Here is a 22,494-nt window from a genome sequence, read left to right as displayed (position 1 = left end):
TCGCGGCGCGGGTCCGGACCGGTGTGACGACCTTCGCGCTGGTGCACGGCTCCGGTGACGGCGGCTGGGCGTGGCACCTCGTGCAGCGAGCCCTGCGCGAGCGCGGTCACGACGCCGTCGCCCCGGACCTGCCGAACGACCGCGACGACGCGACGTGGGACGAGTGCGTCGACGCGGTCGTGCAGGCGGTCCACGGCGCCGGCGGCGGGAGCGCGGTGGTGGTGGTCGGCCACTCCAGCGGCGGTTTCCTCGTGCCGCTGGTGGCGCAGCGGCTGGGCGCGGCGCTGCAGGTGTTCGTGGCGGGGATGGTGCCGCGGCCGGGGGAGAGCGCGGAGCAGTGGTTCGGCGCCGTCGGCTGGCGCGCGGCGGTGGCCGGGGCCGCCCGCGCCGACGGCGGCCTCACCGGCCACCCGGACCCCCTGGTCACCTTCCACCACGACGTCCCGGCGGACCTGGCGCGCGAGGCCCTGGCCCGGGAGCGGCCGACGAGCGCGCGGCTCGGGCGGGCGCCGTGGCCGGCGGCCTCGTTGCCTCCGATCCCGGCTCGCTACGTCGTCACCACCCGCGACCGCTTCCTGCCGCCCGCGGTGCAGCGCCGCGTGGCGGCCGAGCGCCTCGGCCTCGCGGCACCGGACGAGGTCGAGGCGGGCCACTGCGTCGTCCTGAGCCGGCCGGTGGCGCTGGCCGCCCTCCTCGCCGGCCACGCCGAGCGACCGGACCGGACGGCGGCGGGGTCGTGACGGGCCGGGCCGCGCGTGGCACGATCGCACGGGTGAGCACGCGCAGGGCCGCGACGTCGCCCCCACCCCCGGCAGCGTCTCCTCCCACGGCAGCGTCCCCGCCCCCCGCACCGCACCCGGCCGACGGCCACGACCTGATCCGCGTGCACGGCGCGCGCGTGAACAACCTGCGCGACGTCGTCGTGGACATCCCCAAGCGCCGGCTGACGGTGTTCACCGGCGTGTCCGGCTCGGGCAAGAGCTCCCTGGTGTTCGGCACGATCGCCGCGGAGTCGCGGCGCATGATCGACGAGACGTACAGCGCGTTCGTTCAGGGGTTCCTGCCGCCGCTGGCGCGCCCGGACGTCGACGTCCTGGAGGGGCTGACGCCCGCCATCGTGGTGGACCAGGAGCGGATGGGTTCCGACCCGCGCTCGACGGTGGGCACGGCCACCGACGTCAACGCGCTGCTGCGCATCCTGTTCAGCCGCTTCGGCCGGCCCAGCGCCGGGCCGCCGCAGGCGTACTCCTTCAACGTCGCCTCGATCAGCGGCTCGGGCGCGGTCACGTTCGAGCGCGGCGGCACCACCGTGAAGGAGAAGCGCAGCTTCACCGTCACCGGCGGGGCCTGCCCGCGCTGCGAGGGCACCGGGCGCGTCGACGACATCGACCCCGCCCAGCTCTACGACGCGTCGAAGTCGCTGAGCGAGGGACCGTTCACGATCCCCGGTTTCAGCGCCGACGGCTGGTACGGGCGCATCTACGCCGGTTCGGGGTTCTTCGACCCCGACAAGCCGATCCGCGACTACACCGAGCGCGAGCTGCACGACCTGCTGCACCGCGAGCCCACCAAGGTGAAGGTGGAGGGCATCAACCTGACCTACGAGGGGTTGCTGCCGCGCATCCGCAAGTCGATGCTCTCCAAGGACGTCAGCGCCCTGCAGCCGCACGTGCGCGCCTTCGTGGAGCGCGCGGTGACCTCCACCACCTGCCCCGCGTGCGAGGGCACCCGGCTCAGCGAGGCCGCGCGCTCCTCGAGGATCGGGGCGGTGAGCATCGCCGACGCGTGCGCGATGCAGATCAGCGACCTCGCCGGGTGGGTGCGCGAGCTGGACGAGCCGTCCGCGGCGCCGCTGCTGGCCTCGCTGCAGCGCACCCTGGACTCCTTCGTCGAGATCGGGCTGGGTTACCTCAGCCTGGACCGCCCCACCGGCACGCTCTCCGGCGGCGAGGCGCAGCGCGCGAAGGTGGTGCGCCACCTGGGTTCGGCCCTCACCGACGTCACCTACGTCTTCGACGAGCCGACCACCGGGCTGCACCCGCACGACGTGCGCCGCGTCGACGACCTGCTGCTGCGCCTGCGCGACAAGGGCAACACCGTGCTCGTCGTCGAGCACGAACCCGAGGTCGTCGCCATCGCCGACCACGTCGTCGACCTCGGCCCGGGCGCCGGCTCGGCCGGCGGCACCGTCTGCTTCGAGGGCACGGTCGACGGCCTGCGCGCCAGCGGCACCGCCACCGGCCGGCACCTGGACGACCGCCCCGTGCTCAAGGCGTCGGTGCGCGAGCCCACCGGGTGGCTGCCGGTGCGCGGCGCGCGCAGCCACAACCTGCGCGACGTCGACGTCGACGTGCCCCTCGGGGTGCTCGTCGCCGTCACCGGGGTGGCCGGCTCGGGCAAGAGCTCCCTCGTGCACGGCTCGATCGCCGGGCGCGAGGGCGTGGTGAGCATCGACCAGAGCCCGATCCGCGGCTCGCGGCGCAGCAACCCGGCCACCTACAGCGGGCTGCTGGACCCGGTGCGCAAGGCGTTCGCGAAGGCCAACGGCGTCAGCGCGTCGCTGTTCAGCGCGAACTCCGAGGGCGCCTGCCCGGCGTGCGGCGGCGCCGGCGTCGTGCAGAGCGACCTGGTGGTCGTCACCGGCGCGGCCGCCACGTGCGAGGAGTGCGAGGGCCGCAGGTTCCGCGCCTCGGTGCTCGAGCACCGCCTCGGCGGGCGCGACATCAGCGAGGTCCTGGCCATGCCCGTCGGCGAGGCGCTGGGGTTCTTCGGCGCCGGTGAGGCGCGCACCCCGGCCGCGCGAGCCGTCCTGGAGCGCCTCGCCGACGTCGGGCTGGGGTACCTGACGCTGGGCCAGCCGCTGACGACGCTGTCCGGCGGGGAGCGCCAGCGCCTGAAGCTGGCCGCGCAGCTGGGCCGGCCCGGCGGCACGTACGTGCTCGACGAGCCGACCGCCGGGCTGCACCCGGCCGACGTGGAGCAGCTGCTGGCCCTGCTGGACCGGCTCGTCGACTCCGGCACCTCCGTCGTCGTCGTCGAGCACCACCAGGCGGTCGTCGCGCACGCGGACTGGGTGCTCGACCTGGGCCCCGGCGCCGGCCGCGACGGCGGGCGCGTCGTCTTCGAGGGCACCCCCGCCGACCTCGCCGCCGCCCGCTCCACCCTCACCGGCGAGCACCTGGCCGCCGCCCTGGGCGGGTGAGGCGGGGCGGTGACCCGGTGGTCACCGCCCCCGCCCCTTCAGCGCCAGAGCAGCGCTGGGTTGCCGTACGAGGCGCCCAGCACGTGACCGAGCGCGTTGGCCGCCACGGCCTCGTAGCCCTCGCCGCCGGGCAGGGCGCTCAGCCGCCCGTGCCGCCACAGCAGCACGCGCGAACCCGCACCACCGGCGTCCGGCTCCGTCACGGCCACCTCGCCGTCCCGGCCGAAGTCCTCCGCGCTCGCGCCCGGCGCGGCGCCGAGGTCGAGCGCCCGCCACCCGCCGCGACCGCGCGGCGCCCACACCGTGGCCCGCTGCGTGCTCAGGTCCTGCCCGGCCAGCCGGCCGCGACCGTCGACGTCCAGCACGCGCATGGACGGGTCGAGCGCGCGCACGCGGCGCCCGGCGTCCTGCCACAACAGGGCGTAGCGGCGCTCGGTGCCGGCGTAGCAGGTGCCGACGGCGGTGCCGCGCTCGTCCAGGGCGGTGGCGTACGTCTGCGTGCACCCGCTCGGGGCGGGCAGCGTCGTCAGGGCGCCGTCGCGCCAGAGCATGGCGCGGCGCGCGCCGTCGGCGGTGGTCCCGGTGCCCAGGACGCGGCCGGCGTCGTCCACGTCGACCGGCACGAAGCGGTCCTGGCCGGTGCCCAGGGCGCGCACGGCGCCGTCCTGCCACAGGAAACCGACCTCGTCGGTGCTCGGGGAGGTGCTGGTGCCCAGGACCTGACCGGCGGCGCCCACCGCCGTGGCGCGGGTGGAACCCTCGCCGTCGAAGGGGCCGATGTCGGTCAGCTCCCCCTCCTGCCACGCCCAGGCGCGGCTGATCGCGCCCAGGCGCCCCTCGACCAGGCGGTTGCCCGCGACGAGGTCGCCGTCGCTCAGGCCCGTGAACTCCGTGCCCAGGCTGACCGCCGGGCCCTCGACCGGCACGGGGCTCGGGTCCGCGGCCGTCCCCGCGGTGCCCGGCGGTCCCGCCGGGCCGGCGGCCGTCGCGGGCGGTGCCCCGACGAGGACGAGTGCGGCGGCCAGAGCGGCCGTGGTGCGTGCGGTGCGCTTCACAGGTGCCCCCTCGCGTGGTGCGCTGGTGGTGGGCCCGCGGCAGAGGGGTACCGCGTTCCCCCCGGTCCCCTCGCGGGCGTCCTCACCCGCCGCTGCGGCGGGTGATGAACGGCAGCACGCTAGTACCGCAGCGTGAACCCCCGCGCGGATTAACGCCGGGGCGGGGCGGGCGCAGGGGTGGCTCAGGCGGGGGCGAACTCGTTGAACGCCTCGTGCCCGGGGCGCACGCTGCCGTCCGCGTCGAGGAAGTGCAGCCACTCGGGGTGCCCGACCGGGCCGAACTCGTCGCGGTGCAGGTCGGCCACGCCGCTGTGGTGCAGGGCGTGCACGGTGAAACCGATGCCGCGCTCGCGCAGCCGCCCGAGGGTGAAGCGCATCACCTCCACGTGCGTGGCGTCGTCGCGCGCGCCCCACACCGTCTCGCTGGCGTACAGGGGTTTGCCCACCGAGCGGGCGAAGGCGACGCACTCGTCGAGGTACGCCTCGAACCCGGCGCGGGTGTGCACGTGCGTCTCCGGGCCGACGCCCTGCCACATCCAGTACGGGTGGAAGCCGAGGACGTCGCTGAGGGGCTCGGTGGCGCGCAGCGCCGCCACGTCGGCGTAGTTCCCGATCGTCAGCGGCTGGCGCGCCCCGGCCGCCAGGACCACGCCGCGGCACCAGGCCAGCCAGCGCAGCTCGGCCACGCGCAGCGGGCTGCGCTCGTCGTGCACGTACGCGCCCATGAGCGGCTCGTTGCACAGGTCCCAGGCCCAGACCCGCTCGTCGCCGGCGTGGGCGCCGACCACCTCCACCAGGTACCGGCGCAGGATCCGCTGCACCGGCGCGACCGCGTCGCCGTCGGCCGCCGGGTCGGCGAACAGGTCGTCGGCGCGGCTCCAGGCGCTGGCGTGCGGGAGCAGGTGGTCCAGCGGCACGCCGCCGAAGTCGCACACCGGGTCGCGCCAGCGGTTGAACAGCACCGGCACGACCGCGATGCCGTGCGCGGCGAACAGGCCGAGACCGGCGTCGAGGTTCGCCAGGAACCGCGCCGGGTCGCGCTGGAACGCCTCGTGCGAGAGCCACCAGCGGGCGGTGTTCCAGCCCGGGAACGCCGCCTTGCCGCGGGCGACCTCCACCGCCATCCGGCCGTGGTCGTGGTGCTCCCACAGGTCCAGGCCCGAGGACCCCCACGAACCGGCGTAGTTGAAACCGTGGACCTCGCTGGGCTCCATCGCCTGTGCTCCCTGGGTTCCCGCCGACCGGTGCCCCGGCAGGCTAGCTGCAGCACCCGCCCTCCCGCTCACCCGCCGGCCCGGGTCGCGACCGCGCGGGGCCCGGCCAGCCCCAGCCGTCCCCGCGTGGCGACGAGGAGCGCGACGGCGGCCACCACCGCCCCGGAGGCCATCGCCACCATCGCGCGGTCCTCGTCGATCGTGGGGAAGAGGTCCGTCCACAGGACGGAGGCGAAGTTGTTGACGCTGACGTGGGCGAGCACCGCCAGCGGCAGGCTCTGCCCCGTGCTGTTGAACACCCACGTCATCACCAGGTTGAACGCCAGGCAGAACACCACGAACGCCACCGGCCGCGACCAGTGCGCGTGCGGCCAGCCGCCCCACTCCGTCAGGAACAGCGGGCCGTGCCACAGCGCCCAGGACGGACCCAGCACCATCGAGCCGGCCAGCGGGCCGAACCGGTCCTGCAGGCGGGGCAGCGCGAAGTCGCGCCAGCCGGGTTCCTCCGCGAGACCGGTGGTGACCACCTGGACCAGCAGCGCCGGGACGTACGCGGAGACCGCGAGCAGCGACGGTGCGCTGACCCGCCCGCCGGAGAAGGCGAACCCGGTGAGCAGCATCGCCGCGGGCACCCCGAGCAGCGTGGTGGCGTACCAGTGCCAGCGCACCCGCCAGCGCCACATCCGGCTCGTCCAGCGCCGCAACCCCTCCCGGCCGTCGGCGACGGCGGTGACGAGCAGCGCCGAGGCGATCGGGCCGAGGTAGGCGCCGGGCAGCACCCCGAGGATCTGGCTGCTGCTGAGGACCTCGGGGAAGCGCAGGTCCCACAGGCCCAGGCCGTGCCGGGACAGCACGTAGGGGGTCCAGGCGATCCAGCTCGTGGCGTTCGCCAGGACGAAGAAGCTGACGAGGGGGTGGGCGCGCACGGGGGCCAGGGGGCCGCCGGTGCGCGGCCGGTGCGCGGCGGTGGCGGAGGCGGTGGTCACGGGGCCGAGCCTGGTCGTGGCGGCCGGTGCCGCTCGAGCGGCGGGAGCGGGAACCTGCGCACCTGCATCGAAAGGACCACGGCCCGCGGTGCGCGGCGCTGCCAGGATGGCGCCATGCCGCTGCGCCGGACACCCACCCGCGGCGACGTCGTCGTCGCGGGCGTCACCTGCCTGCTCGCCGTCGCGGCGCTGCTCCTGCTCGTGCCCGCGGTGCGGGCGGACCCCGACGTCGCAGGCCCCGTCCCCGCGCCCGGCAGCGGGCCGTGGTGGTCGGGCGTCGCCGTGGTGGTCGGGCGTCGCCGTGGTCGTCGCGCAGGCGCTCGCCCTGGTACGGCGCCGCGCGCACCCGCGCGCGGTCCTCGCTCTCGTGGCCGCCGGCGTGCCGGTGGCGGCCCTGGCCGGGCTCGGTGAGCTCGTCGGCACCACCACCCTCGCCGTGCTCGTCGCCGCCTGCTCGGCCACGCTCGCCGGGACGCCCGCCGGGACGCTGCGCCGCGCCCTGCCGGTCCTGGGCGCCGCCGCGGTGCTCGTCGGCGCCGGGACGCTGCTCGCCCAGCCCGCCGAGGGCGCCCCGCTGCTCGTGCGGCTCGGCGCCCCCCTCGCCCAGGCGCTCGTGGTCGTCGCGCTCCCGGCGTCGGCGGGCGTCGTCGTCGGCTCGCGGCGGGAGGCGGCGCGGGCCCGCGCCCGGCAGGTCGAGGCGCTCGCCCGCGAGCACGACGCCCGCGTGGAGGCGGCCGTGGCGCGCGAGCGCGCGGCCATGGCCCGGGAGCTGCACGACATCGCCGCGCACCACCTGTCGGGCATCGCCGTGATGACCGGGGCGATCGGGCGCCAGATCGACGTCGACCCCGCCGCCGCGAAGGCGGCCGTGCAGCGGGTGCGGACCGAGACCTCCGCGATGCTCGACCAGCTGCGCGCCCTCGTGCGCCTGCTGCGCGACGCCCCCGAGGACACCGCGCGCCCGGTGGAGGCGCTCGCGGCGGTGCCGGCGCTCGTCGAGCGCGCCCGCGCGGCGGGCGTCGACGCGAGCCTCACCCTCCTGGGCGACCCGGCCGGGCGGTGGGGGGCGATCGGGCCGCTCGCCCAGCTCGCCGCCTTCCGCATGGTGCAGGAGTGCCTCGCCAACGTCGTCCGCCACGCGCCCGGGGCGCGCTGCGAGGTCGTCCTGGACGCCCGGGACCCGGCCGTGCTGCGGGTCGGCGTCGTGAACGGCCCCGCGCCGGTCCCCCCGCCGGCCTCCGCCGCGCCGCCCGGGCCCGGGCGGGACCAGCGCCCGGGAGGGGGGCTGGGCCTGGTCGGCATGCGCGAGCGCGCCGAGCTGACCGGTGCCCGGCTGAGCGCCGGCCCCGAGCCCGGCGGCGGCTGGCGCGTCGCGCTGGACGTGCCCACCCACCGGGGGGCGGGGCAGCCGCGGGAGGCGGCGCGCGCGCAGGGGGCGGTCCGGTGATCCGCGTGGTGGTCGCCGACGACCAGCCGCTGGTGCGCGCGGGGCTGGGCGCGCTGCTGGGCCTGGAGCCGGACCTGGAGGTCGTCGCCGAGGTCGCCGACGGCGCGCAGGCGGTCGAGGCCGCCCGGCGGCTGCGCGCCGACGTCGTCTGCATGGACGTGCGCATGCCCGGCACCGACGGGATCACCGCCACGCGCGAGCTGTGCGGGCCCGGCGTGACCGACCCGGTCCCGGTGCTCGTCCTGACCACCTTCGACGTGGACGAGCACCTCTTCGGCGCGCTCGAGGCCGGCGCGTCCGGCTTCCTGCTCAAGGACGCGGAGCCGGCCACCGTGGTCGACGCCGTGCGCTCCGTCGGCCGCCGGCAACGGGACCCTGGCGGACACGCTGACGAAGCGGGTGGTCGCGGAGATGCTCGCGCGCCGGCGCACCCAGCCGGTGACGGCCGCCCGCGCCGGCGAGCTGCTGACCGCGCGCGAGCTGGAGGTCCTCGCGCACCTGGCGCAGGGGATGTCCAACGAGGAGATCGGCCGCGCGCTGCACCTGGAGGTCTCCACCGTGAAGTCCCACCTGGCGCGGATGATGCCCGAGCTCGGGGTGCGCTCGCGCCTGCAGGCCGTCGTGTGGGCCTACCAGAACCGGGTCGTCGACGTCGGCGGCTGAGGCGCCCGCGCCGGGGCCGGGCCTAGCGCTCGCGCGCCGAGCGCAGGTCCACCACGCGCCCGCCGCTGGTGCGCACCCGCCCGCCGCGCCCGGAGCCCTTGGCGCCCTTCGCCTCGTACATGGCCGCGTCCGCGTCCTGCAGCACCCGCTGCGCGTCCGCGCCGCGCGCGGCGATCGAGACGCCCACGCTGATGCCCACCGGGAAGCTCCACCCGGCCACCTCGAACGGCTCGGCCATCGCGGCCACGACGCGCTCGGCGACCGCCCCGGCGGCCTCGGCGTCGGGCAGGTCCGGGCACACCACGGCGAACTCGTCGCCGCCCAGGCGCGCGACGGTGTCGCCCGGGCGCACCGCCGCGCCCAGGCGCTGCGCCACCTCGATGAGGACGTGGTCGCCGGCGGCGTGCCCGCCGGTGTCGTTGACCGGCTTGAAGTCGTCCAGGTCGCAGTACAGCAGCGCCACCCGCCGGCCCGAGCGGGCCGCGGCCTGCAGCGCGTGGCGCAGCCGGTCCTCCAGCAGCGCCCGGTTGGGCAGGCCCGTCAGCGCGTCGTGCAGCGCCGCGCGGCGCAGCCTGCGCTGCACCAGGCGCCGCTGGGTCACGTCGGCGACCTGCACCACCGCGGCCACCTCCCCGGCGCGCCCGTCCCCGCGCCAGGTCGGCCACGCCGAGGCGGCCAGCTCCAGCCACACGTCGCCGTCGCCGTGCTGCACCTCGGCGTGCCAGTGCGCGCTGTCGCCGGCGCGCACCTGCTCGACCATCTCGTGCACCGCCTCCACGAACGCCCCGCGGTGCTCCTCGTGCACCTGCGCCGACCAGTCCGAGCCGACCGGCACGTCGTGCCCCAGCATCGAGACCAGCCGCTCGTTGACCCGCGCCACCACGGCGGTGCCGTCGGCGCGCAGCCGCAGCAGCGCCACCCCCAGCAGGGCGTCGTCGAAGGTGCGGCGGAACAGCTCCTCGCGCCGGCCGGCCTCGACCACGGCGCCCTCGCGGGCGCGCACCACCAGCGACATCACCATCGTCACCGCGCCGCACGTGAACAGCAGCGCCTGCAGCACCGCGGTGCGGTGCCCCGCGCTGAACCCCCCGTACGGGCCCAGGCCCGCGGCCGTGCCGGTGGTCGCCACCACCGCCACCACCAGCAGGCACGTCAGCGCCCGGCCCAGCCCCAGGCGCGCCGCGCCCCACAGCACCGGCACCACCACCAGGAACGACCACGGACCCGGGTCCAGGCGCCCGAACAGCGCCGCGGCCACCGCCGCGGAGACCACCAGCGCCGCGCCCCACTCGGTGCGCGCGGCGCGGGTGCGCCGGTCCACCGCCCGCGGCGTGCCCGCCGGCAGCAGCAGCGGCGCCACCAGCAGCACCCCCAGCAGCTGCGCCGGCGCCAGGTGCAGCACCGTGCCCGGCGCCGCCACCGGCTGCAGCAGCGCGCACGCGGCGACCACCCCCGCCACCGCGCCGGCGGCCAGCCGCCAGGCGTCGCCGGTGGTGCGCAGGCGCACCGGGCGCCCACCGGTCAGCAGCCCGGTCACCGACGCGCCCACCGCGCACTGCAGCGCCTGGGCGCAGGCGACCAGCGCCGTCGGCAGCGCCGGGTCCGCCCCCGTCCAGCGCAGCGCCAGCGCGCTGCCCACCAGCGTCCCGGCGACGCACCACCACCGCCGGGACGGCCGGCGCACCGCCAGCGCCAGCCCCGCACCGGCCGCCGGCCACCACACCGCGGTGGTCGGCGCGCCGCCGCCGGCGACGACGGGCGCCAGCGCCACCAGCAGCCCCACCAGCGCCGCGGTCGTGACGGCCAGGCGCGCGCCCGCCGTGCGCGGGGAGGGTGCCCGCCGGGATCCCCTCCTGCCCCCGGCGACACCCGCCTCCCCCGCACGGGCGAGCGCGGGCCCGCCGTCGTGACGCTGCGTCGCGGTGCTCATGCGCCCTCATCGGCAGGTGCGCGCCCGACCTTGAGCGCCCGCACGGGTGGACCCGCGAGGGACGGCGGGGATCCGTGCACGCCCTGACCGCCGGGGGTCCTGCGGGCTACGCTCGCACCGTGGCGGCTGAGGTGCAGGAGGGTGCCCGCGGCGTCCCGATGTCCTGGGAGGACTACCGTGCGCTGGGCGACGACGTGCGCGGCGAGTACGTGGACGGGGCTTTCCTCCCGCGCGGCGTGGTGACCGGGCGGCACCAGCGGCTGATCGTCCGGCTGGCGAACCTGCTGGACCGCGACGGGCGCCAGGTGTTCCACGAGTGGGGCTGGAAGCCGGGGGCGGACAAGTACGAGCCGGACGTCGTGGTCATCGACGCGGCTGCGGAGGTCGACGAGGGCGCCCAGTACTGGGACGGCCCGGTGCTGCTGTGCGTCGAGGTGCTCTCCCCGTCGAACCAGTCGAAGGACTGGGTGCGCAACACGGCCAGGTACGCCCGACACGGGTGCCCGGAGTACTGGATCGTCTCGCCGTGGGACCACACGGTGTACGTGCACCGCCTCGTCGACGGCGCCTACGAGCTGGACCGCGCCCTGAGCGCCGGCACCCACGAGCTGGAGCGCTGGGGGGTCGTCCTCGACGTCGGGGCCCTGTTCGCCTGAGCGGCCCCGGGCGCACCGGGCGCGCGGGTCGGCCCGGCGCATCGGGGATCCTGGTGCGGTGAGCACGACCGGCCCGCGCACCCGCCTCGGCACCCCGCACTCCTCGCACTGGGGCGCCTTCTCCGCCACCACCGGCGCCGACGGGCGCGTGCACGTGCACCCCCACCCCGACGACCCCGAGCCCTCGCCGCTGCTGGGCAACGTGCCGGTGGCCGCCACGACCACCGCGCGGGTGCTGCGCCCGCACGTGCGCCGCGGCTGGTGGGAGGACGGCCCCGGCCCGGACGCGCGGCGCGGGGAGGACGAGTTCCTCGCCGTGGGCTGGGACGAGGTCCTCGACCGCCTCGCCGGGGAGCTCTCGCGCGTGCTCACCCGGCACGGGCCCACCGCCGTCTTCGCCGGCTCCTACGGCTGGGCCAGCGCCGGGCGCTTCCACCACGCCCAGAGCCAGGTGCACCGCTTCTGGAACTGCCTGGGCGGCGCGGTGCGCTCGTCGTGGACGTACAGCCACGGCGTGGGCGAGGTCCTCATGCCGCACGTCGTGGGCAACCAGGAGCCGCTGCTCTCCCCGACGGCGCTGTCCAGCATCGAGGCGCACACCGACCTCGTCCTGGCCTTCGGCGGGCTGCCCGCGAAGAACTCCGAGGTCGCCAGCGGCGGCATCAGCCGCCACGAGATCGCCGGCCGGCTGCGCCGGGCCAGGGCCCGCGGCGCGCGCTTCGTGCTCGTCTCCCCGCTGCGCGACGACCTGGCCGCCGAGCTGGACGCGCAGTGGGTCGCGCCCGTGCCCGGCACCGACGCCGCCCTGCTGCTGGCGATGTGCCGGGTGCTGGTGCAGGAGGGCCTGCACGACGAGGACTTCCTGGCGCGCTGCTGCTCGGGCACCGAGCGCTTCCTGGCCTCCCTGGAGGGCGCCGACGACGGCGTGGTGAAGACCCCCGAGTGGGCCGAGGCGATCACGCAGGTGCCCGCGGCGACGATCCGCGACCTGGCGCGCCGCGCCGCCGCCGGGCGCACCATGGTCACCGTCAGCTGGTCGGTGGCGCGCACCCGCTTCGGCGAGCAGCCGCTGTGGGCGGCGGTGGCGCTCGCCTGCCTGCTCGGGCAGGTCGGCCTGCCCGGCGGCGGCTTCGGCCACGGCTACGCCTCCACCGGCGGCGTCGGCCGCCGCGCGGGCAGCCAGCCGCTGCCCACGCTGCCGCAGCTGGGCGACCCGCTGCGCGCGCGCATCCCCGTCGCCCGCATCGCCGACGCCCTCCTGCACCCCGGCGAGCCGTACGAGGTCGACGGCCGGCACGAGACGTACCCGCACCTGCGGCTGGTGCACTGGGCCGGCGGCAACCCCTTCCACCACCACCAGGACCTGCAGCGGCTGCGCCGGGCGTTCCGGGCCGCGGAGACCGTCGTGGTGCAGGAGCCGTTCTGGACCACCACCGCCCGCCACGCCGACGTCGTGCTGGCCACCACCACCACGCTGGAGCGCGAGGATGTCGGCGCCGCCCGCTACGACGACCGCCTGATCCACATGGGCCGCGTGCACGAGCCGCTGGGCGAGGCCCGCGACGACTACGCCGTCCTGTCCGCGCTGGCCGCGCGCCTAGGGGCGGGGGAGCGCTTCACCGAGGGCCGCGACGCCGCCGGGTGGGTGGAGCACCTGTACGAGCAGTGGCGCACCGGCCCGGGCGCGCGCGCCGGGTACGACGCCCCGCCGTACGCGCGCTTCCGCGAGCTCGGCGAGTTCGCGCTGCCCGACGACGCCGAGGCGAAGGTCATGTTCGCCTCCTTCCGCGCCGACCCCTCGCGCTTCCCGCTGCGCACCCCCAGCGGCCGCATCGAGCTGCACTCGCCGACCGTGGAGTCCTTCGGCTACGACGACTGCCCCGGCCACCCGGTCCACCTGCCCACCGACGAGGCCCCCGACGAGCGCTTCCCGCTGTGGCTGGTCGCCAACAACCCCGCCGCCCGCCTGCACAGCCAGCTCGACCACGGCGCCCACTCGCAGGCCGGCAAGGTCGCCGGGCGCGAGCCGGTGCGCCTGCACCCCGACGACGCCGCCGCGCGCGGCCTGGCCGACGGTCAGGTCGTCGTGGTGCGCAGCGCCCGCGGCAGCTGCCTGGGCGGGCTCGTCGTCTCCGACGCGGTGCGCCGCGGCGTGGTGCAGATGTCCACCGGCGCCTGGTGGGACCCGGACGCCGGCGCCGAGGCGGGCGTGACGTGCGGCTACGGCAACGTCAACGTCCTCACCCGCGACGTCGGCTCCTCGCGCCTCGCGCAGGCGTGCACCGGCCAGCACGCCGCCGTGGAGGTCGGCGCCCACACCGGCCCGGTACCCAGGGTGACGGCGTTCGACCAGCCCGTGCACGAGAGCGCGCGGTCCGCGCCGGTGGCGGCCGCGGGGGCCTGAACCGGGCGCCGCGCCCGCCGCCGGAGGTGCCCGTGTTCACCCGAACGGGCGGTGCCGTGGGGCATCATTGGACCTCCACCCGGTGCGCGCGCCGCACCGCCGAGGCGCGGAGGTGCCCCACGTGACCGAGGGCTGGCCGGACGACTGGCTGACCTCCGCCGACGACGTGCCCTCGGTGGTCCGCCACCGCGCCGGACCCCCCGACGACCCCGACCGCTACGAGCTGCTCGGCGAGGCCGAGGGCCCCGACGAGGCCTGGAACGTCCTCGACCACGGGGCCGCCGCCGCCGACGTGCTCTTCACGCTGTTCACCCTCGTCGCGCTGCGCCCGGCCCCCGACGCCGACCCGTCCGCGGCCGCGGTGCAGCAGGTGTGGCGCGAGCGCGCCAGCGGCCTGGCCCGCGTGCGCCACCCCGGCCTCGCCGGCGTCGTGCACACCTTCTCCGGCCCCGCCCCGCACGCCCCCGGCCGCCTCGAGCTGGACGGACCGGCCTGGGACTACGCCGTCCTCGAGCACGCCCCGGGCCGCTCCGTGGCCGACTGGCTGCGCGACGACCCCGGCGCGGGCCTGGAGGAGCGCTTCACCGTGCTGGCCGGCACCGCGGCCGTGCTGCACGACCTGCACCGCGGCACCGAGGACGTCCCGCCGCTGGTGCACGGCGACATCGGCCCGCGCACCGTGCGCCTGGGCGGCTCGTGGGCCGCCGACGGGGTGCGCCTGGCCGGCGCCAGCCTCGGCGGCCTGCGCACGGGCCCGGCCGAGCAGCACGCCCCGCCGACCACCGCGCCGGAGGTGCGCGCGGGGTCGCTGCCCTCCGCCGCCTCCGACGTCTTCGGCTTCGCCGCCACCGCCGTGCACGTGCTCACCGGCCAGCCGCCGGCCACCGGCCCCGACGGGGCCGTCGACCCCGACCTGGTGCGCCGCCAGCTCGCCGTCGCCCCGCAGACCGCCGCCCACCCCGCCCTGGCCGACCTGCTGCTGCAGGGCCTGGACGAGGACCCGCGCCGTCGCCCGGACGACCTGCCCGCCTGGGTGGAGGCCCTGCGCGCCGTCGCCGCGCCGCGCCCCAGCGCCCCGGCCGCCCCCGCCCCGGCCGGCCCGCGCGCGCCCGCGCACCTGGCGGTGCCCTCGCGCTCGCGCACCCGCGTGCTGCCGCGCCGCCCCGTCGCCGTGGTCGTCGCCGCCCTGCTGCTCGCCACCGCGGGCACGGCCGTGGCCGTCACCGCCGTGCAGCAGGGCCGGCTGGAGGAGGTGCCCAACCCGGTCGCCATCGTCCAGCCGCGCCCCACCGGCGTGCCGCCCGAGCCGGCGCCGCCCACGACGGGGGAGGGCACGGACGGCACGAGCGGCGCGAGCGGCACCGACGCGACGGACGGCGCGGAGGGCACCGCGGACGCGGACGGCGCGCAGGGCAGCGCCGGCCCGTCGAGCACCGGCTCCAGCGCGCCCGGCAGCACGCCCCCCTCCACCACCCCCGGCACGCCCACCACCCCTGGCACCCCCGGCACGCCCACCACCCCTGGCACCCCCGGCACGCCCGGCACCCCCGGCGCGCCACCCGCGCCGTCGTCCACGGCGCCGCTGCCGCCGGCGGGCCAGCCGGCCACCCCGCGCCCGAGCAGCCCCCGACCGGGCACGACCTCGCCCGCGCCGCCGCCCTCGACGACCCCGCCGCCGGTCGCGGTGCCCCCGCCGTCGTCGACCCCGCCGCCCCCGCCGCCGTCGACGACGAGCCCGCCGCCGGTGGTGCCCCCGCCGATCACCCCGCCGCCGGCCGGCCCCCCGCCGGTGACGCCGCCGGTGACGCCGCCGCCGGTGACCCCGCCGACGAGCCCGCCGCCGCCCTCCTCGGAGGCTCCCGACCCGCCGGCCACGCAGGACCCGCCGGACACGACCCCGCCGGCGGAGGAGGTCGCGCCCGAGCCGACGACGAGCGCCGGCCAGTCGCCGACGAGCACGGCGTCGAGCACGGCGTCCGACGGCGCCGCGCCCACCGCGTCCGCGGCGCCCACCGGCACGGCGCCGGCCCCGTAGCGGTCCGCTCGCCGGGGCCGGTCCTGCTCGCCGGGGCCGGCCGCCTCCCGCGGGCGCCTCAGCCCCCAGGGGCGGTCCGGCCGCCCCGTGCGCCGGCGCGCGCGCCCGCCAGCGCCAGCGCGAGGTAGCCGGCGCCCAGCGCGGCGCCCAGCGCGCCCAGCCGCCCGTCCGCCGGCACCAGCACCACCGCCATCGCGCAGGCCAGGCAGTAGCTGACGTTGAAGACCAGGTCGTAGGCGGTGAAGACGCGCCCGCGGTAGGCGTCGTCGACGCTGCGCTGCACGACGGTGTCCACGCCGATCTTCGCGCCCTGCCCGCCCAGGCCCAGGGCCGCGGCCGCCACCGCCAGCACCGCCGGCGACGTGCTCAGGCCCACCGCGACCTGCCCGGCGCCCGCCACGACCAGGCACCCGGCGATCCAGCCGGGCACCCGCCCCCCGCGCGCGCCCCACGGGGCCAGCACGGCGGCGGCCCCGGCCCCGGCGGCCACCGCGCCCAGCAGCACGCCCAGCGCGGCCAGCCCCGCGGCGGGGTCGTCGGGCGCGGCCAGCACGGTGCGGCACAGCACCACCACCGCCACCGTCGTCAGCCCGAACGCCCAGCGGTGCCAGGCCACCACGCCCAGCGCCGCCAGCGCCGCGGGCCGCTCGCGCAGGTGGCCCAGCCCGGCCAGCGCGTCGCGGGCGGCGGCGCGCACCACCGCGACCGCCCGCGCGCCGGGCAGCGCCGCCGTCGCCGTCACCCCGGCCGCCACGGCGGCCCCGGTCGCCCCGGTCGCCCCGGTCGTCGCGGGCCGCAGGTCCGGGCCCAGCAGCGCGCGCGGGAAGCGCAGCGCCAGCACCCCGGCCAGCAGGTAGCCGGCCGCGGCGGCCAGCAGCGCCGCCGCGTCGGCCCGCGCACCGCCGCCCGCGGCCGCGGTCAGCGCCACCGTCAGCGTCGCGCCCGCCCCGGCGGCGACGGTGCCCGCGCTGGGGGTGACGGCGTTGGCCAGCACCAGCCGCTCGGCGGCCACCACGCGCGGCAGCGCCGCGGACAGCCCCGCCAGCAGCGCGCGGTTGACCGAGAGCACCGCCAGCGCCAGCGCACCGAGCACGGCGTCGCCCCACCCGGCGGCCAGGGCCCCGGCGGTGGCCAGCACCAGCCCCGCGCGCAGCACGCCGCCCGCGCCGAGCACCGAGCGGCGCGGGCGGCGGTCCAGCAGCACCCCGGCCCACGGGCCGACCACGGTGAAGGGCAGCAGCAGCACCGCCGCGGCCAGCGCCACCCCCGCGGGGGTGGCCTGCCGCTCGGGGGAGAAGAAGAACAGCGAGGCCAGCCCGGCCTGGAAGGCGCCGTCGGCGCCCTGCCCGGCCAGCCGCACGGCCAGCAGGTGCCGGTAGCGCCGCGTGCGCAGCAGCAGGGCCAGCTCGGCGAGGACCCCCGGTCGCGGCACCGCCCCACGCTACGGCGCGGCTGCGGCGCGCCCGCGCGGGTGGTGCGCACCCGTCCGGGTGGAGGTCCCGTGCGCAGCCGGGGCGGGGGCCGGGTGCGCGGGGCTCGTCGGCGGGTGCGGCGCCGGCGGGCGCGCATACTGGGGACGCCGGTGGCCGGTGGTGACCCCGGGCGACCGCTCGCGCGAGCGGCCCCGCGGACCCGCCGCAGCCCCGGCCGGTGCCTGCCGATGGACCGGCAGCGCCCACGCCGCGCCGCGAGCCCCGCCCGCGGCGCACCCCGACGTCCGGAGGTCCGAAGCGCAGTGGCTGCACGTCGTCCCGCTCCCGCTCCCGCCCGCCCGCAGCGACGGCCGGCCCGTCCGGCCGCGCGCCGGCGCGGGCGCCGGGTCCTGGCGTGGCTGGGCGGGCTGCTGGTGGCCGGCGCCGTGCTGGGCGCCGGCGGCTTCGCCGCGGCGTACGCGCTGGTCGACGTGCCCAGCCCCAACGAGCTGGCCGACGCGCAGACCAGCACCGTCTACTACTCCGACGGCACCACGCCCATCGGCACCTTCTCGGAGGTCAACCGGCAGGACGTGTCCATCGAGCAGGTGCCCGAGGTCGTCCAGCACGCCGTGCTGGCCGCCGAGGACCGCAGCTTCTACGAGAACCGGGGCGTCTCGCCCACCGGCATCGCCCGCGCGCTGTGGAGCAACGTCAGCGACGGCACCCAGCAGGGCGGCTCCACGATCACCCAGCAGTACGTGAAGAACTACTACCTGTCCTCGGAGCAGACCTACACCCGCAAGGCGGAGGAGTTCTTCCTCGCGCTGAAGATCGACCAGCAGCAGTCCAAGGCGCAGACGCTGGAGGACTACCTCAACACCGTCTACTTCGGCCGCGGCGCCTACGGCGTCCAGGCCGCCGCGCGCGAGTACTTCGGGGTCGACGTGGAGCAGCTGGACGCCTCGCAGGGCGCCCTGCTGGCCGCGCTGCTGAAGGCGCCGAGCAACTACGACCCCCGCCAGGACCCCGAGGCGGCCGCCCAGCGCGTCTCCTACGTCCTGGACGGCATGGTCGAGGAGGGCTGGCTGTCCGCGCAGGAGCGCGCCGCCGCCGGGGTGCCCGAGACGCGCGAGCCGCAGCGCTCCAACTCCTACCAGGGCACCGCCGGGTACCTGCTCGACACCGTCAAGCGCGAGCTGACCGGCACCGCGGGCCTGACCGAGGAGCAGGTCGAGCGCGGGGGGCTGCGCATCGTCACCACCTTCGACGCGCGTGCCCAGGCCGCCGCCGTCGAGGCCGTGGACGAGCAGCTGCCCGCGCGCCGCCCCGAGGGCTTCCACGTGGCGCTGTCCGCGATCGACCCGGCCACCGGCGGCGTGGTCGCCATGTACGGCGGTGCCGACTTCCTCGAGCGCAGCCGCAACGCGGTCACCCAGGACACCGCGCAGGCCGGCTCCACCTTCAAGCCGTTCACCCTCGTGGCCGCGCTCGAGAAGGGCGTCTCGCTGCGCACCACCCTCAGCGGCGCCAGCCCCATGACGGTGGACGGCTGGCCGGCGCGCAACTTCGGCGACCAGTCCTACGGGCGCATCAACCTGCTCACCGCCACCGCCAACTCGGTCAACACCGTCTACGCGCAGCTCAACGAGGAGGTCGGCCCCGAGGCGACCCGGGACGTGGCGATCCGCGCCGGCTACCCGGTGGACACCCAGGACCTCGGCGACGACGACACCACGATCTCCAACGTGCTGGGCACCGCCTCCCCGCACCCGATCGACGTCACCCAGGCGTACGCGACGTTCGCCGCGCAGGGCGTGCGCACGAGGTGGCACACCGTCGCCAGCGTCGACGACGCCGACGGCACCCGCACCTACACCGCCTCCCCGGCCCGCGAGCGCGTCTTCTCCGAGGACGTCGCCGCCGACGCCACGTACGCGATGCAGCAGGTCGTGCAGCAGGGCAGCGGCCGCTACGCGCGCAACCTGGGGCGCCCCGCGGCCGGCAAGACCGGCACCTCCTCGGGCAACAAGTCCGCCTGGTTCGCCGGTTACACCCCGCAGCTGGCGGCCTCCGTGGCGCTGTACCAGAGCGGCGAGGACGGCTCCTCCGTCGCCCTGGACCTCGGCCGCGGCGAGGTGACCGGCGGCTCGTACCCGGTGCGCATCTGGACGGCCTTCATGGGCGCCGCCCTGGAGGGCACCGAGGAGGAGGACTTCCCCGAACCCGCCTACGTCGGCTCCTCGCGCGGCTCGTCGTCCCCGGCGACGTCCTCGCCGAGCGGCACCCGCAGCGCGCGCCCGAGCGCCACGGCCACGGGCAGCGCCACGAGCTCGCCGACCGGGACGGCCACGAGCTCGCCGACGGCGACGGCCACGAGCTCGCCCACGGCGACCGCCACGGCCACCGCCTCCCCGGAGGGCACCGCCACGGCCACGGCCGCCCCCGGCGCCCCGCGCGCCACCGCGAGCACCCCCGCGGGCGGGGCGAACGGCGGCTCCGGCGGGCCCGGCGGCAGCGGCGAGCCCGGCGGCGGGCCCGCGGACGGCGCTGCCCCGGACGGGGGTGCGGCCGCGGACGCGACCACCCGCCGCGGCGGTGGCCCCGGTCCCGGCGGCACGGACGGCGCCGGCGGGACGGGCGCGGGCTGGACGGGCGCGGGCGGGACCGGCGCGGGCGGGACCGGCGCGGGCGGGACCGGCGCGGGCGGGACCGGCGCGGGCGGGACCGGCGCGGGCGGGACCGGCGCGGGCGGGTGGGGCGCGGCCGCCGGGTGGTGAGCCAAGCTGGGGGCGTGAGCACCGGCACGGTCCCGCCCCCGCCCGACGGCCCCGGCGCGCCGCCCACCCCCGCCGCCACCGCGCCCCTGGCGCCCACCGCCACCGACCCCGTGGCGCGCGCGGCCTCCGAGGTCCTCGGCGGCCCGGCCGGCCGGCACCTGGGCGCGGGCGGCCCGTGGTGGGTGCGCCCGCTGCCGGTGCTCGTGCTGCTGACCTCGGCGCTGGTGGCGCTGGGCGCGCTGACCAAGCACCACTGCCGCAGCCAGGGCTGGAGCAGCCCGGACCAGTTCGTGCGCGCCTGCTACTCCGACCTGCCGGTCGTCTACACCTCCTCCGGCCTGGCCGGCGGGGCCGGCCCGTACTCCGAGGGCGTGGCGCTGGTGCAGCCGCCGGTCAGCGCCGCCGTGGCCTGGCTGGTGGGCGTGCCGGTGCGCGCCGCGCTCGGCACCGGCGAGGTCGGCGCCGCCGCCCAGCGCGCCTACTTCGACGCCGGCGCCGTCGTCGTGCTCCTGGCGGCGCTGGCCACCGTCGTGGCCGTGGCCGTCGCCGCCGGCGCGCGCCGGCGCTGGGACGCGCTGCTGCTGGCCCTGAGCCCGCTGCTGGTGCTGACCGCGCTGGTCTCCTTCGACCTGGTGGGCGTGGCGCTGGGGACGGCCGGGCTGGCGCTGTGGGCGCGGCACCGGCCGGTGGCCGCCGGGCTGCTGCTGGGGCTGGCCGTCGCCGCCCGCACCCACTCGGTGCTGCTGCTCGTGGCGCTGGTGCTGCTGGCGCTGCGCTCGGGGCGCCGGCGCGCGACGGCCACGACGGTGCTGACCGCCGCGGCGGCGTGGGCGGCGGTCAGCGCCCCGTTCGCCCTGACGTCGCCGGGGGCGTGGAGCGAGCACCTGACCGCGCCCTTCGGCAGCCCCGCCGGGTACGGCTCGCCGTGGCTGCTGCCGCAGCTGACCGCCCGGGCCGGCGGTGACGCCACCGCCGCGGGCCTGTCCGGCGCCGCGGTGACGGCGCTGGTGCTGTGCGCGTGGGCGGTGTGGCTGCTGCTGGTGGCGCTGCTGGTGCTGTGGGCCCCGCGCCGCCCGCGCCTGCCGCAGGTGGCGTTCCTGCTCGTGGCCGGCGCCAGCGCGCTGGCGCCGGCGTTCCCGGTGCAGGCGGCGCTGTGGCTGGCGCCGCTGGCGGTGCTGGCCGTGCCGCGCTGGCGCGAGCACCTGCTGTGGTGGGCGGCGGAGGCGGCCTCCTCCGCGGCGGTGTGGCTGTTCATCGCCGGGCAGTCCGAGCCGGAGCGCGCCCTGCCCCCGCAGGTGTACGCGCTCCTGCTGCTGGTGCGCCTGGCGGCGGTGGCCTGGCTGGTCGCCTCGGTGGTGCGCGACGTGCGCTCGCCGTGGCGCGACCCGGTGCGGTCGGCGGGCGTCGACGACCCCGCCGGCGGCGACTTCGACGGCGCGCCGGACGCCCTCGTGGTCAAGGTGGCCTGAGGGCGCCGCGGTCTCCCCAGCCGCCCGCGCGGGGCTCGCGGACCCGGGCGCCTGTGGACGCCCGCCGCGGCGGGCCGCTGGCGCGGCACCGTGCTCCCCGGAGGGCCGGTAGACTCGTGTGGTCCTGCGCCCGCACACCGGGCGCGGACGACGCACCGAGACCCTCCTGCCACGGAGAGACCGTGGCCGCCTGAGACCGAAGGAGGTGGGGAATGAGCGCGCGTCAGTACGAGCTCATGGTGATCCTCGACGCGGAGCTGGAGGAGCGCACGGTCGGCCCGTCGCTCGACCGCTTCCTCAACGTGGTCCGCCAGGGTGGTGGCGAGGTCGGCAAGGTCGACATCTGGGGCCGCCGCCGCCTGGCCTACGACATCAAGAAGAAGTCCGAGGGCATCTACGCCGTCGTCGAGCTCAACACCACGCCCGCCGTGGCGCAGGAGCTCGACCGCCAGCTGAACCTGAACGAGGCGGTGCTGCGGACCAAGCTGCTCCGCGCCGAGGCCGCCTGATGGCCGGCGAGACCGTCGTCACGCTGGTCGGGAACCTGACCAACGACCCCGAGCTGCGCTTCACGCCCTCGGGGGCGGCCGTGGCCAGCTTCACCGTCGCCTCGACCCCCCGCACGTTCGACCGCCAGTCGAACGAGTGGAAGGACGGCGAGACGCTGTTCATGCGCTGCTCCATCTGGCGCGAGGCGGCCGAGAACGTCGCCGAGTCCCTCACGCGCGGCACCCGGGTGGTCGTCACCGGCCGCCTGCAGTCGCGCACCTTCGACACGAAGGAGGGCGAGAAGCGCACCGTGATCGAGATGCAGGTCGACGAGGTCGGCCCCTCCCTGCGCTACGCCACGGCGAAGGTCAACAAGACCTCCCGCGGCGGCGGCGGTGGGGGCGGCGGCTTCGGCGGCGGCGGCAACGCCGGCGGTGGCGGCTTCGGCGGCGGGGGCAGCTCCGGCGGTGGCGGCGGTGGCGGCTGGGGCGCGAGCTCCGGCGGCGGCGGCCAGCAGCAGGACGACCCCTGGGCCACCGGGCCCTCCGGCGGCGGCTCCGGCGGCGGCTGGGGCGGTTCGTCCAACGACGACCCGCCGTTCTGACGGCCCGCCGCCCCGGCGGCACCCGCACCACCCGCAGCACCGATCCAGGCCCGCGGGCCTGACCCTCGGCGCCCCGCGACACCCGTCGCGGGCGGCCGAGCACCACGAACGACGTCATCCCGGGGCCGAACCCCGGGCTCTCACGAGA

15 protein-coding genes and 1 pseudogene are annotated in these 22,494 nt (G+C 78.2%); 11 read left to right on the top strand and 5 right to left on the bottom strand.

The genetic code is table 11. From position 1 onward, the window contains the following. The first annotated feature begins 23 nt into the window (after positions 1-23). Positions 24-740 carry an alpha/beta hydrolase gene (locus tag ACRYMN_RS01575; protein ID WP_432491265.1) on the top strand — a complete coding sequence of 239 codons (717 nt, stop codon included), beginning with the start codon at positions 24-26 and terminating at the stop codon, positions 738-740. Positions 741-898: 158 nt separating this feature from the next. Next, positions 899-3,202 carry an ATP-binding cassette domain-containing protein gene (locus ACRYMN_RS01570; RefSeq protein ID WP_432491263.1) on the top strand — a complete coding sequence of 768 codons (2,304 nt, stop codon included), beginning with the start codon at positions 899-901 and terminating at the stop codon, positions 3,200-3,202. A 38-nt stretch (positions 3,203-3,240) separates the two neighbouring features. Here the strand turns inward: ACRYMN_RS01570 and ACRYMN_RS01565 are convergent, their stop codons facing one another. The 3 genes from ACRYMN_RS01565 to ACRYMN_RS01555 form a co-directional block, all read right to left on the bottom strand. Then, positions 3,241-4,257, bottom strand: a complete 1,017-nt coding sequence (locus tag ACRYMN_RS01565) for a hypothetical protein (protein WP_432491261.1) — start codon at positions 4,255-4,257, stop codon at positions 3,241-3,243. A 182-nt stretch (positions 4,258-4,439) separates the two neighbouring features. Next, complete coding sequence (locus ACRYMN_RS01560) at positions 4,440-5,471, bottom strand: glycoside hydrolase 5 family protein (RefSeq protein WP_432491259.1); 1,032 nt, start codon at positions 5,469-5,471, stop codon at positions 4,440-4,442. Between the two features lie 68 nt (positions 5,472-5,539). After that, positions 5,540-6,457: a CPBP family glutamic-type intramembrane protease gene (locus ACRYMN_RS01555; RefSeq protein ID WP_432491257.1), complete on the bottom strand. Its 918-nt coding sequence runs from the start codon at positions 6,455-6,457 to the stop codon at positions 5,540-5,542. Positions 6,458-6,758: 301 nt separating this feature from the next. On the opposite strand from ACRYMN_RS01555, the gene ACRYMN_RS01550 reads away from it, so the two are divergent. Next, positions 6,759-7,904, top strand: coding sequence for a sensor histidine kinase (locus tag ACRYMN_RS01550; protein ID WP_432491255.1), 1,146 nt, complete (start codon positions 6,759-6,761; stop codon positions 7,902-7,904). After that, a pseudogene (locus ACRYMN_RS01545) lies at positions 7,901-8,567 on the top strand (response regulator). Before ACRYMN_RS01550 ends, ACRYMN_RS01545 begins: the two are co-directional and overlap by 4 nt. 22 nt (positions 8,568-8,589) lie before the next feature. Here the strand turns inward: ACRYMN_RS01545 and ACRYMN_RS01540 are convergent. Further along, positions 8,590-10,497, bottom strand: coding sequence for a diguanylate cyclase domain-containing protein (locus ACRYMN_RS01540; protein WP_432491253.1), 1,908 nt, complete (start codon positions 10,495-10,497; stop codon positions 8,590-8,592). A 119-nt stretch (positions 10,498-10,616) separates the two neighbouring features. Between ACRYMN_RS01540 and ACRYMN_RS01535 the strand changes: the two genes are divergently transcribed. The 3 genes from ACRYMN_RS01535 to ACRYMN_RS01525 all read left to right on the top strand — a co-directional run bounded on the left by ACRYMN_RS01535 (position 10,617) and on the right by ACRYMN_RS01525 (position 15,592). Further along, entirely contained in the window at positions 10,617-11,153 is a 537-nt protein-coding gene (locus tag ACRYMN_RS01535) for a Uma2 family endonuclease (RefSeq protein ID WP_432491251.1), read from the top strand. A gap of 58 nt (positions 11,154-11,211) precedes the next feature. After that, the gene (locus tag ACRYMN_RS01530; RefSeq protein ID WP_432491249.1) at positions 11,212-13,557 is read left to right on the top strand and encodes a molybdopterin-dependent oxidoreductase; all 2,346 of its coding nucleotides are present in this window, start codon (positions 11,212-11,214) and stop codon (positions 13,555-13,557) included. Positions 13,558-13,669: 112 nt separating this feature from the next. Further along, positions 13,670-15,592, top strand: coding sequence for a serine/threonine-protein kinase (locus tag ACRYMN_RS01525; protein ID WP_432491247.1), 1,923 nt, complete (start codon positions 13,670-13,672; stop codon positions 15,590-15,592). 58 nt (positions 15,593-15,650) lie between these two features. Here the strand turns inward: ACRYMN_RS01525 and ACRYMN_RS01520 are convergent, their stop codons facing one another. Next, positions 15,651-17,024 (bottom strand): MFS transporter, encoded by a 1,374-nt coding sequence (locus tag ACRYMN_RS01520; RefSeq protein ID WP_432491245.1) that lies wholly within the window; start codon positions 17,022-17,024, stop codon positions 15,651-15,653. A gap of 303 nt (positions 17,025-17,327) precedes the next feature. Between ACRYMN_RS01520 and ACRYMN_RS01515 the strand changes: the two genes are divergently transcribed. The 4 genes from ACRYMN_RS01515 to ACRYMN_RS01500 all read left to right on the top strand — a co-directional run bounded on the left by ACRYMN_RS01515 (position 17,328) and on the right by ACRYMN_RS01500 (position 22,346). Then, positions 17,328-19,784, top strand: a complete 2,457-nt coding sequence (locus ACRYMN_RS01515; protein WP_432491243.1) for a transglycosylase domain-containing protein — start codon at positions 17,328-17,330, stop codon at positions 19,782-19,784. Between the two features lie 14 nt (positions 19,785-19,798). Beyond that, positions 19,799-21,253: a hypothetical protein gene (locus tag ACRYMN_RS01510; protein ID WP_432491241.1), complete on the top strand. Its 1,455-nt coding sequence runs from the start codon at positions 19,799-19,801 to the stop codon at positions 21,251-21,253. 212 nt (positions 21,254-21,465) lie between these two features. Beyond that, a complete protein-coding gene (gene rpsF / locus ACRYMN_RS01505) occupies positions 21,466-21,762 on the top strand; it encodes a 30S ribosomal protein S6 (RefSeq protein ID WP_242123198.1) in 297 nt (98 codons plus the stop codon). Next, on the top strand, positions 21,762-22,346 hold the full coding sequence (locus ACRYMN_RS01500) for a single-stranded DNA-binding protein (RefSeq protein ID WP_432491239.1): 585 nt from the start codon (positions 21,762-21,764) through the stop codon (positions 22,344-22,346). The genes rpsF and ACRYMN_RS01500 overlap by 1 nt, the downstream gene beginning before the upstream one ends. Positions 22,347-22,494 lie beyond the last annotated feature (148 nt).

The sequence above is a fragment of the Kineococcus gypseus genome (assembly GCF_050871305.1).
In the GTDB taxonomy this organism is placed as follows: domain Bacteria; phylum Actinomycetota; class Actinomycetes; order Actinomycetales; family Kineococcaceae; genus Kineococcus; species Kineococcus gypseus.
This window is presented reverse-complemented; position numbering and strand designations above follow the sequence as displayed.